We start from the raw sequence: 18,215 nt of genomic DNA on the forward strand, positions 1-18,215 counted from the left end.
AAAGGCACGGCCATGGTCATGCGTTTTGTCTATCAGGTGCCATGGATCAAGGCTTTTTGTATACAAAACCGAGGCAACAACGCTGCCTCGGCGTCCGTCCGACAGAGCCGCTATTACGCCTCGCTCTTCTCGAAGGCATACCCCAGGGAGAGCAGCGCCTGGTCGCTCCAACGCGAGCCGCTGAAGTGCAGGCCTTTGAGCATGCCGGTATCGTCCACCCCTGCCGGCACCGTCAGGCCGGGGTAGCCCGCCTGGGCACCATAACCGACCAGTCGCCCCATGGGCAGGTCGACCAAGGCGGTCAGTTCATGTTCGGCCAACGCATCGTCGATCAGTGCTTGGCTCTGGCCGCGCAGCAGCCCGGCAAGGCTGGTGTAGAGTTCCTCGTCGAACTCCAGCGCCTCGGCCCCGACCAACAGGGCCTGGCCATATTCCTCGGGCACGGGATTGGCCTCGTTGAATGCAATCACATCGGCCAGCGTGTTGACCCCAATGCCCGTACGGCTGCCAAGGTACTGGGCCAGTTCACGTTTGAAGTCGAATCTCAACACCGCCATCTGGGCCTGGAACAGATCGGGGAACTCGAAGTCGATCGGTATCAGCGTTGCGCCGGCGTTCTCCAACCTTGGCGCAAGGGCGGCGAACACAGGGTCCTCGAGCATCGGCGTGCCAGACGGGGTCTTCAACGGGTAACCCAGCCTGGCGCCATCCAGGGCCGTGGCATCCAGGCCGCCTGCATAGTCGATCATTTCGGTGGGTGCCCCTTCCGGCGCGGGTATCGGCATGTCCAGGCCAAACATCGCATCGAGCAGGGCCGCCGCATCGGTTACCGTCCGCGCCATGGGCCCCGGGGTATCCTGCCTGCTGGTCAAAGGCACCAGGCCGGACGCACTGAGCAGGCCCAAGGTGGGGCGCAGCCCCACCACCTGATTGAAGAATGCAGGCCCTACCAGCGAGCCATTGGTTTCAGTGCCCACGGCCGCCGCCACGAAGCCGGCACTGACCGCGACCGCGGAGCCTGCGCTGGAACCGAAGACGGACAATTCCTCGCCCAACGCGCTCTGCGTCTGGCCACCACGACCGCTCCAGCCCATTGGGGTCGTCCAGTCGCGAAAGCCCATCCACTCGGAGGTATTGGCCTTGCCCAGAATGATCGCACCCGCAGCGCGCAGGCGCTGGACCAGGTAGGCGTCGGCGGGGGCCGGCTCACCCACCAGTGCCAGCGAGCCAGCGCTGGTCTGCATGCTGTCGCCGCTGTCGATGTTGTCCTTGATCAGTACGGGAATGCCGTGCAGGCGGCCACGCGACTTGCCGCCGGCACGCTCGGCATCGAGGGTTTCGGCGATGGTGAGGGCATCGGGGTTGGTTTCGATGACTGCCCGCAATTGCGGGCCTTGCCCATTGAGGGCGGCGATACGCGCGAGTGCACGCCTCACCAGATCGGCAGAACTCACCTCGCCCTCGGCCAGCAGGGCCTGAAGCTCGGCGATGGTGGCGAAATCCTTACTGTCCGGCTCGATGATCGAGCCGAAGATCGGACCGTCGAAATTGCCCTGCGCCACGCTGTTGGGAGGGAAATAATTGCCTATTACAGAAATTGGCGGCTTTTGAAGCAGATTATTCATACATCAGATTCCTTGACTGGATGTTAGCTCTTTGTTGAGCACCTCCAGTCTCGGAATCATTGGGCAGTGGAACTAGCCCGACAATTCGTCGGGCTAGGTAGGATCCGTCCTACTTTGAGGCGCCCAATTACACACCCAGGTAATCGAGGATTCCTTCAGCCGCTGTGCGCCCTTCGAAGATCGCCGTTACCACCAGGTCCGACCCACGCACCATGTCGCCACCGGCGAACACTTTCGGGTTGCTGGTCTGGTGCTTGAACTTGCCCTTCTCCGGTGCCACCACGCGGCCCTGGCTGTCCATCTGGATGCCATGCTGCTCGAACCACGGTGCCGGGCTCGGGCGGAAGCCGAAGGCGATCACCACGGCGTCGGCCGGCAGGATCTCCTCGGAGCCGGGGATCGGCTCGGGGCTGCGGCGGCCACGGGCGTCCGGCTCGCCGAGACGGGTCTCGACCACCTTCACGCCTTCGACCTTGTCTTCGCCGACGATGGCGATGGGCTGGCGGTTATAGAGGAACTTCACGCCTTCTTCCTTGGCGTTCTTCACCTCTTTGCGCGAACCCGGCATGTTGGCTTCGTCACGGCGATAAGCACAGGTCACCGCCTTGGCGCCCTGGCGGATCGAGGTGCGGTTGCAGTCCATCGCGGTGTCGCCACCGCCCAGTACCACGACCTTCTTGCCCTGCATGTCGACGAAATCTTCCGGCGACTTTTCAAAGCCCAGGTTGCGGTTGACGTTGGCGATCAGGAAGTCCAGTGCGTCATGCACGCCTGGCAGGTCCTCGCCGGGGAAGCCGCCCTTCATGTAGGTGTAGGTGCCCATGCCCATGAATACGGCGTCGTACTCGGCGAGCAGCTGCTCCATGCTGACGTCCTTGCCCACCTCGGTGTTCAGGCGGAACTCGATGCCCATGCCGGTGAAGACTTCGCGGCGGTTGCTGAGCACGGTCTTTTCCAGCTTGAACTCGGGGATGCCGAAGGTCAGCAGGCCACCGATCTCGGGGTTCTTGTCGAACACCACCGGGGTCACGCCGGCACGTACCAGCACGTCGGCACAGCCCAGGCCAGCGGGGCCGGCGCCGATGATGGCGACGCGCTTGCCGGTGGGTTTGACCTTGGACATGTCCGGGCGCCAGCCCATGGCGAAGGCGGTGTCGGTGATGTACTTCTCCACCGAACCGATGGTCACCGCGCCGAAACCGTCGTTGAGGGTGCAGGCACCTTCGCACAGGCGGTCTTGCGGGCACACACGGCCGCACACTTCCGGCAGGGTGTTGGTCTGGTGCGACAGTTCAGCGGCGGCGAGGATGTTGCCTTCGGCGACCAGCTTCAGCCAGTTGGGGATGAAGTTGTGGACCGGGCACTTCCACTCGCAATACGGGTTGCCGCAGCCCAGGCAGCGGTGTGCCTGCTCCACGGACTGCGCGGGCTTGAAGGGTTCGTAGATTTCCACGAACTCCTTCTTGCGCTGGCGCAGCAGTTTCTTCTTCGGGTCCTTACGACCCACTTCGATGAACTGGAAGTCGTTGCTCAGACGTTCAGCCATTTTTCAAAACCTCTCAACAGCAGCTGCAAGCTACAAGCTGCAAGCCGCAAGACGATCACTTAAGCCGGGCAAACCTCTAGCTGCCTTTACTTGCAACTTGAGGCTTGCCACTTGCAGCTGCTTTTACTGCGGGTTGGCGCGGGTGCTGGACAGCAGTTGCTTGAGCGTGGCCGCCTTCGGCTTGACCAGCCAGAAGCGCCGCACGTAGTCGTCCAGGTTCTCCGAGAGCTCGCGCCCCCACTCGCTGCCGGTCTCCTCCACGTACTCGCCCAGGACCCGCGCCAAGTGGCTGCGGTAGGCCTCCATCGCCTCACCACTGATGCGCTGGATTTCCACCAGCTCGTGGTTGAGTTTGTCGACGAAGCTGTTGTCCATGTCGAGCACGTAGGCGAAGCCGCCGGTCATGCCAGAGCCGAAGTTGTAACCGGTCTTGCCCAGGACGCAGACAAAGCCACCGGTCATGTATTCACAGCAGTGATCGCCGGTGCCCTCGACCACAGCGTGGGCGCCGGAGTTACGCACAGCGAAGCGCTCGCCCGCGGTGCCGGCGGCGAACAGCTTGCCGCCCGTGGCGCCGTACAGGCAGGTGTTGCCGACAATGGCGCTGTGCTGGGTTTCGAACGGGCTGCCGGCCGGTGGCACGATGGTCACCTTGCCGCCGGTCATGCCCTTGCCGACGTAATCGTTGGCGTCGCCTTCCAGGTGCAGGTTCAGGCCCCCGGCGTTCCACACGCCGAAGCTCTGGCCCGCGGTGCCCTTGAAGCGGAAGGTGATCGGCGCACCGGCCATGCCCTGGTTGCCGTGCAGCTTGGCGATTTCGCCAGAGATGCGCGCACCGATGGAGCGGTCGCAGTTGCAGATGTCGAGGCTGAACTCGCCACCGGCCAGGTCGCGAATCGCCGGCATGGCCATGGCCACCATCTTCTCGGCCAGCTCGCCCTGGTCGAACGGCGGGTTCTTGTCGACTTCGCAGAACTGCGGCTTGTCGGCCGGAATGTGCGAGCTGCCCAGCAGCGGCGACAGGTCGAGGTGGCCCTGGCGCTCGGTGTCGCCCGGCAGCACGTCGAGCAGGTCGGTACGGCCGATCAGCTCGCCCAGGCTGCGCACGCCCAGCTTGGCCAGCCACTCACGGGTCTCTTCGGCGACGAAGGTGAAGAAGTTGATCACCATGTCGACGGTGCCGATGTAGTGGTCCTTGCGCAGCTTGTCGTTCTGGGTGGCCACGCCGGTGGCGCAGTTGTTCAGGTGGCAGATGCGCAGGTACTTGCAGCCCAGGGCGATCATCGGCGCGGTGCCGAAGCCGAAGCTCTCGGCGCCGAGGATTGCGGCCTTGATCACGTCCAGGCCGGTTTTCAAGCCGCCGTCGGTCTGTACCCGCACCTTGCCGCGCAGGTCGTTGCCGCGCAGGGTCTGGTGGGTTTCGGCCAGGCCCAGTTCCCACGGGGCGCCGGCATACTTGATCGAAGTCAGCGGCGAAGCGCCGGTACCACCGTCGTAGCCGGAGATGGTAATCAGGTCGGCATAGGCCTTGGCCACGCCGGCGGCGATGGTGCCCACGCCGGCTTCGGCGACCAGCTTGACCGAGACCAGGGCCTGCGGGTTGACCTGCTTGAGGTCGTAGATCAGCTGGGCCAGGTCTTCGATCGAGTAGATATCGTGGTGCGGCGGTGGCGAGATCAGGGTCACGCCCGGTACCGCATAGCGCAGCTTGGCGATCAGGCCGTTGACCTTGCCGCCGGGCAGCTGGCCGCCCTCGCCAGGCTTGGCGCCCTGGGCCACCTTGATCTGCAGCACTTCGGCGTTGACCAGGTATTCCGGGGTCACGCCAAAGCGGCCGGTGGCCACCTGCTTGATCTTCGAGCTCTTGATGGTGCCGTAGCGGGCCGGGTCTTCGCCGCCCTCACCGGAGTTGGAGCGCGCACCCAGGCGGTTCATGGCCTCGGCCAGGGCTTCGTGAGCCTCTGGCGACAGCGCGCCCAGGGAGATGCCGGCGGAGTCGAAGCGCTTGAGGATGGCCTCCAGCGGCTCGACTTCATCCAGTGCCAGGGCCTGGTCGGCCACCTTCACTTTCAGCAGGTCGCGGATCATCGACACCGGGCGCTGGTCGACCAGCGTGGTGTATTCCTTGAACTTGGCATAGTCGCCCTGCTGCACGGCGGCCTGCAGGGTGTTGACCACGTCCGGGTTGTAGGCGTGGTACTCGCCACCGTGGACGAACTTGAGCAGGCCACCTTGCTGGATCGGCTTGCGCGCGCTCCAGGCTTCGGCGGCGAGCAGCTTCTGGTCGCTCTCCAGGTCTTCGAAACGCGCACCCTTGATGCGGCTCGACACGCCTTTGAAGCTCAGGCCGACCACTTCCTCGGACAGGCCGATGGCTTCGAAAAGCTGGGCGCCACGGTACGAGGTGATGGTCGAGATACCCATCTTCGACAGGATCTTCAGCAGGCCCTTGGAGATGCCTTTGCGGTAGTACTTGAACACTTCGTCCAGATCGCCCAGCACTTCGCCGGTGCGAATCAGGTCGGCCAGCACTTCGTAGGCCAGGTACGGGTACACGGCCGAGGCACCGAAGCCCAGCAGCACGGCGAAGTGGTGCGGGTCGCGGGCGGTGGCGGTCTCGACCAGGATGTTGCTGTCGCAGCGCAGGCCCTGTTCGGTCAGGCGGTGGTGCACCGCACCGACGGCCAGCGAAGCGTGCACCGGCAGCTTGCCCGGAGCGATGTAGCGGTCGCTGAGCACCAGCTGGGTCTTGCCGCTGCGCACCGCTTCTTCGGCCTGGTCGGCGATGTTGCGGATGGCCGCTTCCAGGCCGACGCTCTCTGCATAGTTGAGGTCGATCAACTGGCGGTCAAAGCCTTCGCGCTCCAGGTTCATCAGCGAACGCCACTTGGCGGGCGAGATGACCGGCGAGCTGAGGATCACCCGCGAGGCGTGCTCGGGGGACTCCTGGAAGATGTTGCGCTCGGCACCCAGGCAGATTTCCAGGGACATGACGATCGCTTCGCGCAGCGGGTCGATCGGCGGGTTGGTCACCTGGGCGAACTGCTGGCGGAAGAAGTCGTACGGCGAACGCACGCGCTGCGACAGCACGGCCATCGGCGTGTCGTCGCCCATCGAGCCGACCGCTTCCTGGCCCTGCTCGCCGAGCGGGCGCAGCACCTGGTCACGCTCCTCGAAGGTGACCTGGAACATCTTCATGTATTGCTTGAGCTGGTCGGCGTCGTAGCTGGCCGCGCCCTGGTCGTCGGTCAGCGTCGCCTGGATGCGCGTGGCGTGCTGACGCAGCCAGCGCTTGTACGGGTGGCGCGACTTCAGGCGGTTGTCGATGGCGTCGGTGTCGAGGATCTGGCCGGTTTCGGTGTCGACGGCCAGGATCTGGCCCGGGCCGACACGGCCCTTGGCCAGGACTTCCTCAGGCTGGTAGCCCCATACGCCGATTTCCGAGGCGATGGTGATGTAGCCGTTGGTGGTGGTCACCCAACGCGCCGGGCGCAGGCCGTTGCGGTCGAGCAGGCACACCGCGTGGCGGCCTTCGGTCATCACGATACCGGCCGGGCCATCCCACGGCTCCATGTGCATGGAGTTGTACTCGTAGAAGGCGCGCAGGTCGGCGTCCATGGTCTCGACGTTCTGCCAGGCTGGCGGTACCAGCATGCGCACGCCGCGGAACAGGTCGATGCCGCCGGTGACCATCAGCTCGAGCATGTTGTCCATGCTCGAGGAGTCGGAACCGACGCGGTTGACCAGCGGGCCGAGCTCTTCGAGGTCGGGGATCAGGTCGTTGGCGAACTTGGTGCGACGGGCCATGGCCCAGTTGCGGTTGCCGGTGATGGTGTTGATCTCGCCGTTGTGGGCGAGGAAGCGGAAAGGCTGCGCCAGCGGCCACTTCGGCAGGGTGTTGGTGGAGAAGCGCTGGTGGAACACGCAGATCGCGGTTTGCAGGCGCTCGTCACCCAGGTCTGGATAGAAGGCCGCGAGATCGCGCGGCATCATCAGGCCTTTGTAGATGATGGTCTTGTGCGAAAAGCTGCAGATGTAATGGTCGGCGTCGTGGGCGTTGGCCACGGACGAACGGCGACGGGCACTGAACAGCTTGATGGCGAATTCCTGATCGCTCAGGCCTTCACCGCCGATGAACACCTGCTCGATCTGCGGCAGGCGCTCCAGGGCCAGGCGGCCGAGCACGCTGGTGTCGATCGGCACTTTGCGCCAGCCGACCAGGGTAAGGCCGGCATTGACGATTTCGCGGTCCATGTTGGCGCGTGCGGCTTGGGCTTTGACCGGGTCCTGGTTGAAGAACACCATGCCGACGGCGTACTGCTTGGGCAGCTCGACGGCAAAGTGTTCCTGGGCCACGGCACGCAGGAATCGATCGGGCTTCTGCATGAGCAGACCGCAACCGTCGCCGGTCTTGCCGTCGGCGTTGATGCCGCCGCGGTGGGTCATGCAGGTCAGCGCCTGCATGGCGGTTTGCAGAAGGTGGTGACTCGGCTGCCCCGTCATATGGGCGATCAGGCCGAAACCACAGTTGTCCTTGAATTCTTCGGGATGGTACAGACCTGTTTTCATAGACACTTTCTCACCAGGTTCACCTCTCAACCGGAGGCAAATCTCTTTTTTAACAACCACTTACCATCCACGCCGATCAAACGCCAGCTTTTTTGCGGTGGTCATGGAAAACCATTGTTGCACAGCGACAGCGATGCTCACAAATTTTCATGTCTCACCATTGAAAATTTATGTCGCAATTTTGAATGTTTTTGCGCCATGCGCCGTGGTAGCGGCTTGGCTCGAGTCTGAAGCGTTTCAGCCATGACTGCAACACGGGGCTTGTGGCCGGCAGTCTGGGACAGAAAAGCCTGCCGCACTTGATGTGCAGCAGGCTAGTCGAAAGCTAGAAGTCGCTCAGCAACTGGGCGGCGGGGGTGATGCCGCCCGGAAGGTGTCAGCGGGCCGTGGCCAGCTCTTGTTGGACGCTGCCGACGGTACGTGGCCAAGGTTTACCAGCCTGGACCTTGGCTGGCAAGTTCTTGATTGCCGCAGCGGCGGCGTCACGGCTGGCGAAGTTGCCGTAGGTGACCACATACAGGGGTTTGCCCTGCAGGTTTTTCTTGAAGTAGCGATAGTCGCCACCCTGCTCTTTGACGAACGACTGGGCCGACGCCTCGGAGCTGGTGCCGAAGATCTGCACCACATAGTTGCCGGCTTTCTGGCCGGCATACCAGCTGCTGCCACCGGCGCCACCGGCTGCCGGTTTCTCGACAGGCTTGGCTGCAGGCTTGGCGCTGGCGACCTGGGTCGGGGCCGGTGCTGGCTTAGCCGGTGCAACCGGTTTTGGCGCTTGGGTTGCGACAGGCTTCTGCACAGGCGCAACCGGCTGGATCGGTTGTGCAGGTGCCGGTGCTGGCCCTGCAGTAGCGCCTTGCGGCGGGGCAATAGTGGTGACAGTCGGTGGTACCGCTGCGGAAGGCGCAGCAGGCTGCAGCGCGGTGTTGCCGGCAGGCCCGGCTTCTTCGCCGTCACCCATGCCGGCGGCCTGGGCCAATGGCTCGCGCATGACCGGCTGCGACTGGCCGACCAGCGGCAGCGGCATTGGCTGCGAGGAACCGGCGAATTCGATGGCCGGCGCGCCATTCCCGCCTTGACCCAGTGGCAACTGAGCCTGGGCGCTCGGCGCCTCGGTCGGGGCCTTGTCGCTCTTCTTCGGCATCAGGACCGCCGCACCAACGGCGACCACGACCACAGCGGACAGCGCAAGCACGTGTTTCTTAGGCATTTTGAACCCCATGGTTGGTCGCTTCACCGTGGTACGGCTGGCGATCATGGCTTCGATCAAGGTATCGCGGGCAACCTGGTTGATGGTCCCAGGCCACCCATCGGCATTTTCGTGGATGTCGGCGATCTGCTCGCGGGTGAACACGTCGATACCCCGGCCGGCACCGTCCAGGCGCTGCTCCAGGTACTCGCGGGTTTCTTCCTCGCTGTAGGGTGCCAGCTCGATGATGTGGAAACGCTCCTCATCGATACTGAGCTCATCCAGCCCGGCGATCAGTGAAGGTTCGCCGAACAGGAACACATGCGGACGCCCTTCGGCAACACCCGCCGCCAACTCCAGCAAGGCTTGGAGTGCCGACTCGTCGAGTTGTTCCGCATCGTCCACCAGCAGATAGACTTCCTGGCCGGTCAGCGCCAGTTGCACCACCTGCGACAGGATTGCCTGCACTTCAGGCTGCGCCACGTTGAGCGACTGGGCTACCTGGCCGAGCACGCTGGCGGCGTCGGAGGCACCGCGGGCGGACACCACCACGCTTTGCACCGACTGCTTGTTGGTGCTGGCCACCAGCGCCTGGCGCAGCAAGGTCTTGCCGCTGCCCACGGGGCCCGTAACCACCAGCATCAACTGGCTGTAACGCGCCAGGTGGTGCAGTTGGCCCAGCACCGGTTTGCGCTGGGCGGGGAAGAACTTGAAACCGGGCACACGGGGTGCGAACGGATCGTGGCTCAACTGGTAATGATCGAGGAACGCCTCATCGGCATGCAGACTGGTCATTGCGTTGTCACAACCTCAAAGCTGGGCCACGATCGCGCGGTAATCCGCCGCCAGCGTGGCCTGAAGAATCTCTGTCGGATAGTCGTCGGTGACGACGGCCTCGCCCATCTGGCGCAGCAGCACCAGGCGCAGGCGCCCGTCGAGCACTTTCTTGTCGACCGCCATGTGCTCCATGAAATGCGCCGGGGTCATTTCCTGTGGTGGCACCACCGGCAATCCTGCGTCCTGCAGCAGGCGAATACCGCGATCTCGCGCAGGCTGGTCGATCCAGCCAAGGCGCATGGACATCTCCAGGGCCATCACCGTACCCGCCGACACGGCCTCGCCATGCAGCCAGACGCCGTAGCCCATGTGGGTCTCGATGGCATGGCCGAAGGTGTGGCCTAGGTTGAGCGTGGCGCGTACGCCCGATTCACGCTCGTCGGCGCCGACCACGGCGGCCTTGGCGGCGCAGGAACGGGCGATGGCTTCGGTCAGGGCCTTGGAGTCCAGGGCGCGCAGAGCCTTGATGTTCTTTTCGAGCCAACCCAGGAAAGGCTCATCGCAGATCAGGCCGTACTTGATGACTTCGGCGAGCCCGGCGGACAGTTCGCGCTCAGGCAGGGTCTTGAGGCTGGTGGTGTCGATCAGCACCGCGTTGGGCTGATAGAAAGCACCCACCATGTTCTTGCCCAGCGGGTGGTTGATGCCGGTCTTGCCGCCGACCGACGAATCCACCTGCGACAGCAGGGTGGTAGGCACCTGGATGAAGTCGACACCGCGCTGGTAGCAGGCCGCGGCGAAGCCGGCCATGTCGCCGATCACACCGCCACCAAGGGCGACCACGGTGGTGCGACGGTCATGACGGGCAGTCAGCAGCGCATCGAAGATCAGTTGCAGGGTTTCCCAGTTCTTGTGGGCCTCGCCATCGGGCAACACCACTGGCAGCACCTTGTAGGCACCCAGGGTCTTGCTCAGGCGTTCGAGGTACAGGGGCGCGACGGTCTCGTTGGACACGATGGCCACCTGGCGCCCGGCAATGTGCGGCGCCAGCAGCTCGGGCTGGTCCAGCAGGCCCTCGCCAATGTAGATCGGGTAGCTACGTTCGCCCAGGTCGACCTTAAGTGTCTGCATGTATCCCCACAATGTGCTTGGGCGCGGTGACGGCTGTGCGGCTCCGCGCGATGACGTTCAACCCCGCCTCGGCGTTGGTGGCCGAGGATAGTCCTGACTTATCGGGGCGGCAACTGATGCAAACGCTCGAGAATATCGAGCACCACCATGCGCGGTGGCCGTTCGTCGGTTTCCACCACGATGTCGGCAATCTCGCGATAGAGCGGGTCGCGTGCCTCCAGCAGGGCGCGCAGCGTGGCTTCCGGGTTGGCCGTGCGCAACAGCGGCCGGTTGCGGTCACGGGCGGTACGCCCGACCTGCTGCTCCACCGAGGCATGCAGGTAGATCACCCGGCCTCCGGCGTGCAGCGCGGCGCGGTTGGCATCGCGCATCACCGCGCCGCCACCGGTGGCCAGGACCACGCCATCGAGTTCGCAGAGCTCGGCGATCATCGCCTGCTCACGATCACGAAAGCCCGGCTCGCCTTCTTTATCGAAGATCCACGGGATATTGGCGCCGGTTCGCAGTTCGATTTCCTTGTCGGAATCCTTGAACAGCAGGCGCAGCTCTTTGGCCAACAGGCGCCCGATGGTGCTCTTTCCAGCGCCCATGGGCCCTACAAGTATCAAATTTCGCACAGAATCAACGACTCACAGCAATCGCCTGGTCACTCATGATACGCGGAGTCAGGAAGACCAGCAGCTCGGATTTTTTCTCTTGTAATGCATCGCGTCGAAACAGCCGCCCAACATACGGCAGATCGCCGAAAAATGGCACCTTGTCGACCACATTGTTCTGCGACGTCGAGTAGACGCCGCCAATCACAATGGTCTGGCCATCGGCAACCCGCACCTTGGCATTGACCTCGTTCTTGCGGATCGGCGGCACATTGTTCAGGGCATTGACGAAATCCGGCTCATCCTTGGTCACCCGCACCTCCATCACCACCTGGCCATCCGGGGTGATCTGCGGCGTTACTTCCAGCGACAGCGAGGCCTCGCGGAACGAGACGGAGGTGGCACCGCTCTTGGTCGTTTCCTGGTAAGGCACCTCGGTACCCTTGATGATGCGCGCGGTCTCCTTGTCGGCGGTGACCACCTTGGGCTGCGAGATGATCTCGCCGTTGCCGCTCTTTTCCATCGCACTGAGCTCCAGGTCCAGCAGTATGTCACTGCGCAGCAGGCCCACTCCCAGCCCCGACGTGGCCCGCTCCACCCCCAGGTCGACGAACAGCTCGCTGCCCAACCGGCTGTCCGGCCCGTACAAAGGGCCTCCCCAACGCACACCCAGTGCCTTTTCGTAATCGACGCCGGCCTCGACGATACGTGCTTCGATCATCACCTGGCGTACGGGCACATCGAGCTGCGCCACCAGCTTGCGCAGCTCGGCGAGCCGGTCCGGCGGCTGGGCCACCACCAAGGTATTGGTTCGCGCATCCACGCTGAGGCTGCCGCGCCCAGCCAGGAGGCCGTCGTCGGCAAGGCTGGCCTGCAGCAACTCCGCCAGCTCCGCAGCGCGGGCGTGGTAGACCGGAATCAGCTCGCGCTGCAAGGGCTCCAGTTGTGCCTCCAACGCCTGTTCCAGATGGGCGCCGCGCGACTGCTCGGCAAGCTCGGCAACCGGCGCGACCAGCAGCACATTGCCCTCCTGGCGCCGCCCCAGCCCTTTGCTGCGCAGTACCAGATCCAGCGCCTGCTGCCACGGCACATCGTCAAGGCGCAGGCTGATACGGCCCTGAACAGTATCGCTGGCCACCAGGTTGATCCCTACGTAATCGGCCATGACCTGCAGCACCGCGCGTACTTCCACGTCCTGGAAGTTCAGTGATATGGGCTCTTGCTCAAACGCCGGCGTCAGCGTCGGCTTCAAGCCCAGCAGGAGCATCAGAACCCCGCTCGACCACACTTTCATCTTCATCCCTGACCTCTCCATGGGCACCCTTCCCGAGTGCCAGAAACCGGGAGCGCTCCTGCCAGCCACCGGCGATATACAGCCGTTCGTGCACCTCTACCTGATGCGCATCGATGCGCACCACGACCCCTTCATCACGCCCCAGCCGATCCCCCACTGCGACCCGGTACAGATGGCCTGCCGAACGCAACAGTGCATGGCGTTGCCCCGCCCGAGAAAGGCTGCCGACCATCTCCAGTTGCTCCAGCGGAACGCGGCCAATCCCACGGGGCGCAACCTGGGACGTCCACGCCAGGAACGGATCGAATTGGCGGGCGGATACCGCCTGTCGGGCGGGCTCATCTGCCAGCGAAACCGGCACTGCCAGGCCCGGCGCGGCGGCGTACGCATGCACTTGCAGCTTCGCCCTGACCAACCCGGAACGCTCATCCACCGCGAGCAGCTCCAGCCGCGCCACATTCAACAGGCGCACCTGCTGCAGCCACTGCTCCAGCCACGCTCGCAATGCCGGATAACGACCCACCACGCTGATGTCCAGGGGCATCACGCGATACCTGGCTTGCTGACGCACCTCCAACACATCGAGGCGCTCGACCAGCAAGCCGTGCTGGTGCCCCGAAACCGCCAGCTGGTCGAGCAACTCGCTCACCCCCTCTCCTGCCGCCAGCCGCCAGCGTTCCCGCGACAAGCGCTGCTCGTCGTCGTTGAGCGCCTGGCGCTCCGGATCGAGCTCGGCAGCCTGCCCTTCCCTCGCCACAAGCTTTTCTTGGAGCTCCTGCTCAAGCAGGGCATACGCGCGATGGTTTTCATACAGCTCGCGTAGGCTTACCTGATAGCCCACGACCACAACGGTTGCCGCCAGTACCAATACGAGTACGGCCCTGAGCACTGCCGAGCGCTGCAGCATCGCCTGCCATTCAGCCAGAGAAGCACGCCTCATGAGCCGTGCGCCGCCAGGCGCGCCGTCAAAACAAACTCATCGCCCGTTTCGAGATTGCGCAGATGAACCAGTTGCAAGTCCTGCAGCACCTGCGCCGCTTGCAGATCACGCATGAACCGGGCGACGACTGCCGGCGAGGCCGCCTGCCCGGTCAGCCGAAACTGCCCATCCAGCGCTTTGAGTTCAGTAAGCCTGGCGCCCTCTGGCAGAGCGTGCTCCAGACCGAGAAAGAAGCCCGGCAGCGTCGCCTGGCGGGCCCGCAACCCAATCAACTCAGCCTGCTCTGCCGACAGGGCATCGCGCGCCTCACGCAACTGCTCGACCTGCGCCACGATGGCATCAATACGCTGCACTTGGGCCTGTTGCGCCGTGACAGCGTCGATCTGCCGTGCCAGGCGTGACCGCGCCAGGTGATCGAGCAGCATCACACCCAGCAAGGCCAGTACCAGGCCGGCGATAACCAGCATCCGAAAGCGATAGGCATCTCGCGCCCTGCGCCGCTCGCGCCACGGCATCAAATTCAAGCGCACCATTAATGCAACCCACCGAGCGCCAGCCCACACGCCAAGGCCATCGAGGCATCGAGCGCCTTGGCCTCACGCCCCTTGTCCAAACCCGAAAAGTCCGAGCCGGCGGCCATTCTGCATGCCACCTTCAAGCGCTCAGCCAGTGCTGAAGCCCGCTCGTCATCGACTGCCCCACCCACCAAGACCACCTCATCGACGCCGGCTTGCATGCAAAGGCGCTCGACTGGCTCGAGCCACTCCTCTGGCGAAACCAGCGCGACCTGCTGGCGATGTGGGAGCACAGGGTCTTGCAGCCGATACAGCACCGCCTCGTTCCTCTCCAGTTGCAACAGGGCGGTCGTGCGTGAAGGTAACGATGGCATGGCCCGGCGCAAGGCGATGCTGTCGACTTCCATTGCCTGCACCTGCAACCCTGCTCGCGCAAACACCTGCTCTAGTGGGTCAATCTGGCTTTGCCTGCACGCAGCGACCAGCACATCGGCGTGCCCTGGGTGCTCGGCGGACGCCCCTAGCACCTGAAAATCCAGGGCCAGGTCATCCAGCGGAAAGGGGAAGAGCTGGTCGGCCTGATCAAGCAATTGCGCCTCGGCGTCGAGGTCGGACACGCCAATCGGCAAGCGCAGCACCTTGCAGATCACCTGCGAGGCCGGCAACGCCAGGGCAACCCGGCGCTGACGCGTCGCGCAGCGCCCATGGGCCTGGCGCAAAGCGTCCACCAGGCGGGCGTCATCATCGAGCAGGTGGGGGCCACGCAACGGAGGGTCGATGGACTGCCGCACCCAGCCCACGACCCGGCAACGGCCCCGTTGACGGCGTACTTGCAGCATTCGTATGGAATCGGCGGCGATTTCCACCCCCAGCAGTGAACCTGCAACCTTGCCAAAGCGTCCAAGCATGGCTGTGCCTTCCCTGTCATCAAAGCCCGTGCGCTTGCCGCGTGGGCGGTCATCGCAGTACCCCGGCCGGTCACCCGAAGGGGCGAAAAATGCTTATAATGCCCAGCGTTTTTTCCTGTCCGCCGGCCCCGCGCCCTCCACTCCTCAACCTGGACACCCAAAAGCCTTGATACGCCTGCTGAAGTTCTTCTGGTGGTCTTTCGTCGCAGTCATCTGCGCGCTCGTGCTCGGTGTGAGCGGTGCGTTTCTGTATCTTAGCCCCAGCCTGCCGTCGGTCGATTCGCTGAGAAGCGTCCAGTTGCAAATCCCCCTGAGGGTGTACAGCAGCGATGACAAGCTGATCGCCGAGTTCGGCGAGATGCGCCGCTCGCCAATCAAGTTCCAGGAAATTCCCCCACAGTTCATCCAGGCATTGCTGTCGGCCGAGGACGATAATTTCCTCAATCACTATGGCGTCGACCCCAGCAGCCTGATGCGCGCGGCCACGCAGCTGGTCAAGTCCGGGCACATTCAAAGTGGTGGCAGCACCATCACCATGCAGGTGGCGAAGAACTTCTTCCTCAGCAGCGAACGCAGCTTCTCGCGCAAGACCAACGAAATCCTGCTGGCCCTGCAGATCGAACGCGAACTGACCAAGGACGAAATCCTCGAGCTGTACGTCAACAAGATCTACCTGGGCAACCGCGCCTACGGCATCGATGCCGCCGCGCAGGTGTACTACGGCAAGTCGATCCGTGACGTCAGCCTGGCGCAGATGGCCATGATCGCCGGCCTGCCCAAGGCGCCGTCACGCTTCAACCCGCTGGCCAACCCGGTGCGCGCCAAGGAGCGCCGCGACTGGATCCTCGGGCGTATGTACAAGCTCGGCAAGATCGACGAAGCCAGCTACCAGGCGGCCCTGGCCGAACCGTTGAACGCCAGCTACCACGTGCCGACACCAGAGGTGAATGCCCCTTATGTCGCCGAAATGGCGCGTGCCGAAATGGTCGGCCGCTACGGCAGCGATGCCTACACGGAAGGTTTCCGCGTCTACACCACCGTCCCCAGCGACATGCAGCAGATGGCCAACAACGCGGTGCTCAACGGCCTCTCGGAGTACGACGAACGCCACGGCTACCGCGGCCCCGAAGCGCGCTTCCCGGGCAAGGCCCGCGCCGCCTGGCTGCAGGAACTCGGCAAGCAGCGCACTCTCGGCGGCCTGGAGCCGGCCATCGTCACCCAGGTCGAGAAAACCGGCCTTAAGGTAATGACCCGCGGCGGCCTGGAAGAGACCGTAACCTGGGACACCATGAAGTGGGCCCGCCCGTACATCAACAGCAACGCACAGGGCCGCTCGCCGCAGTCGCCGGCCGATGTCGCCCAGGTTGGCGACCTGGTGCGCCTGCAGCGCCTGGAAGACGGCAAGCTCAAGTTCAGCCAGGTGCCTGGCGCCCAGAGCGCACTGGTGACCCTCGACCCGTATAACGGCGCGATCCGAGCTCTGGTCGGCGGCTTCTCCTTCGAGCAGAGCAACTACAACCGCGCCATGCAGGCCAAGCGCCAGCCAGGTTCGAGCTTCAAGCCGTTCGTCTACAGCGCTGCGCTGGACAGCGGCTACACCGCCGCCAGCCTGGTCAACGACGCCCCGATCGTGTTCGTCGACGAATATCTGGACAAGGTCTGGCGACCGAAGAACGACACCAACACCTTCCTCGGCCCGATCCGCATGCGCGAGGCGCTGTACAAGTCGCGCAACCTGGTGTCGATCCGCCTGTTGCAGGCCATGGGCGTGGACCGCACCATCGACTACATCGCCAAGTTCGGCTTCAACAAGCAGGACCTGCCGCGCAACCTGTCGCTGGCACTCGGCACCGCCACCCTGACCCCGATGGAGATCGCCACCGGCTGGAGTACCTTCGCCAACGGCGGCTACAAGATCAGCCCATACCTGATCGAGCGCATCGATAGCCGCAGCGGCGAAACGCTGTTCACCGCCAACCCGCCGCGCGTGCCGCAAGGCAGCGAGGACCAGGCCGGCCTTGCCGCGCCCGAACAGCCGATCAGCGTGACCGCCATGCCGGGCGAAGCCCCTTCCGCCTTCGGCCAGGTAGCGCCCGCACCGCAAACCCCGGCAGTCGCCGAGCGCATCATCGATGGCCGCACCACCTACATCCTGACCAGCATGCTGCAGGACGTGATCAAGCGCGGCACCGGCCGCCGCGCCCTGGCCCTGGGCCGCAATGACCTGGCGGGCAAGACCGGCACCACCAACGAGTCCAAGGACGCGTGGTTCTCGGGTTACAACGGCGACTACGTCACCACCGTGTGGGTAGGCTTCGACCAACCGGAAACCCTGGGCCGCCGCGAGTACGGCGGCACCGTGGCCCTGCCGATCTGGATGGGCTTCATGGGCCCGGCGCTCAAGGGCAAGCCCGAACACACCCCGGCCGAGCCGGAAGGCATTCTCAGCCTGAGGGTCGACCCGATCAGCGGCCGCGCCGCCACCCCGAGCACGCCGAACGCCTACTTCGAGCTGTTCAAGGCCGAGGACTCGCCGCCATCGGTGGATGAGCTGGGTAATGGTGCAGCGCCTGGCAGCCCGCTGCCAGCGGATGAAGCGGCGCCGATGGATCTGTTCTGACAGACGATGCCCGTGTAGGAGCAACTGCCTTGCTCAACTACTAAAGCTAGCGCGATCCCTCTGGGAGCGGGCTTGCCCCGCGAAGGGCCGCCAAGCGGCCCCAGCAATACAAAGAAGACGCCATTGGCGTCTTTTTTCGTTTCAACGGTTCAGCACCTTGTCGCAGTTGAACGTCCCGACAAGCACCTGCAGCCGGATGCACGCCTTGCACCCTCGACCTGGCTGCCTGGATATACCCGACACCTTGCCCGGAATCGTCCTACGAGCGTACGGACGGGTCCTGCATCTTCCGTTGAGAAACCCCGCTAGCTTGGCAACTTTTCCCCTGGCGGGGCGACGCTGTGCGAGCCCTTGCCAGACTGACCTGACAAGGGACAACGGATGTTCGACTCAACACCTACAGAGCGCCTGCGCTTCCACGTGCCGGCGATTCAGCACGATCTTCAGGTACTGGCGTTCGACGGCGACGACGCCATCAGCAGGCTCTTCAGCTTCGATATCGAGCTGG

General features: G+C 64.2%; 11 protein-coding genes. 1 reads left to right on the forward strand and 10 read right to left on the reverse strand.

Going from position 1 to position 18,215, the window contains the following annotated elements; genetic code table 11:
• Positions 1-113: 113 nt before the first annotated feature.
• From F6X61_RS19720 to pilM, 10 genes are all read right to left on the reverse strand, one after another.
• Positions 114-1,625 (reverse strand): amidase family protein, encoded by a 1,512-nt coding sequence (locus tag F6X61_RS19720; RefSeq protein WP_153788045.1) that lies wholly within the window; start codon positions 1,623-1,625, stop codon positions 114-116.
• Positions 1,626-1,752: 127 nt separating this feature from the next.
• Positions 1,753-3,171, reverse strand: coding sequence for an FAD-dependent oxidoreductase (locus F6X61_RS19725; RefSeq protein ID WP_153788046.1), 1,419 nt, complete (start codon positions 3,169-3,171; stop codon positions 1,753-1,755).
• Between the two features lie 123 nt (positions 3,172-3,294).
• Entirely contained in the window at positions 3,295-7,740 is a 4,446-nt protein-coding gene (gene gltB, locus F6X61_RS19730) for a glutamate synthase large subunit (protein ID WP_153788047.1), read from the reverse strand.
• Positions 7,741-8,116: 376 nt separating this feature from the next.
• A complete protein-coding gene (locus F6X61_RS19735; protein ID WP_110996386.1) occupies positions 8,117-9,721 on the reverse strand; it encodes an AAA family ATPase in 1,605 nt (534 codons plus the stop codon).
• 15 nt (positions 9,722-9,736) lie between these two features.
• Positions 9,737-10,834, reverse strand: a complete 1,098-nt coding sequence (aroB, locus tag F6X61_RS19740; protein ID WP_153788048.1) for a 3-dehydroquinate synthase — start codon at positions 10,832-10,834, stop codon at positions 9,737-9,739.
• Between the two features lie 98 nt (positions 10,835-10,932).
• Entirely contained in the window at positions 10,933-11,451 is a 519-nt protein-coding gene (gene aroK / locus F6X61_RS19745) for a shikimate kinase AroK (protein WP_110996384.1), read from the reverse strand.
• A 4-nt stretch (positions 11,452-11,455) separates the two neighbouring features.
• Complete coding sequence (locus F6X61_RS19750) at positions 11,456-12,697, reverse strand: type IV pilus secretin PilQ (RefSeq protein ID WP_371923728.1); 1,242 nt, start codon at positions 12,695-12,697, stop codon at positions 11,456-11,458.
• Positions 12,654-13,664 (reverse strand): pilus assembly protein PilP, encoded by a 1,011-nt coding sequence (locus tag F6X61_RS19755; RefSeq protein ID WP_153788049.1) that lies wholly within the window; start codon positions 13,662-13,664, stop codon positions 12,654-12,656. The genes F6X61_RS19750 and F6X61_RS19755 overlap by 44 nt, the downstream gene beginning before the upstream one ends.
• Positions 13,661-14,197 carry a PilN domain-containing protein gene (locus tag F6X61_RS19760; protein WP_153788050.1) on the reverse strand — a complete coding sequence of 179 codons (537 nt, stop codon included), beginning with the start codon at positions 14,195-14,197 and terminating at the stop codon, positions 13,661-13,663. The genes F6X61_RS19755 and F6X61_RS19760 overlap by 4 nt, the downstream gene beginning before the upstream one ends.
• Entirely contained in the window at positions 14,197-15,087 is an 891-nt protein-coding gene (gene pilM / locus F6X61_RS19765; RefSeq protein WP_153788051.1) for a type IV pilus biogenesis protein PilM, read from the reverse strand. The genes F6X61_RS19760 and pilM overlap by 1 nt, the downstream gene beginning before the upstream one ends.
• Before the next feature lie 169 nt (positions 15,088-15,256).
• Between pilM and F6X61_RS19770 the strand changes: the two genes are divergently transcribed.
• A complete protein-coding gene (locus F6X61_RS19770; RefSeq protein ID WP_371923729.1) occupies positions 15,257-17,707 on the forward strand; it encodes a penicillin-binding protein 1A in 2,451 nt (816 codons plus the stop codon).
• Positions 17,708-18,215: the final 508 nt, after the last annotated feature.

Origin of the sequence: Pseudomonas sp. EMN2, from assembly GCF_009650555.1 — a bacterium.
In the GTDB taxonomy this organism is placed as follows: domain Bacteria; phylum Pseudomonadota; class Gammaproteobacteria; order Pseudomonadales; family Pseudomonadaceae; genus Aquipseudomonas; species Aquipseudomonas sichuanensis.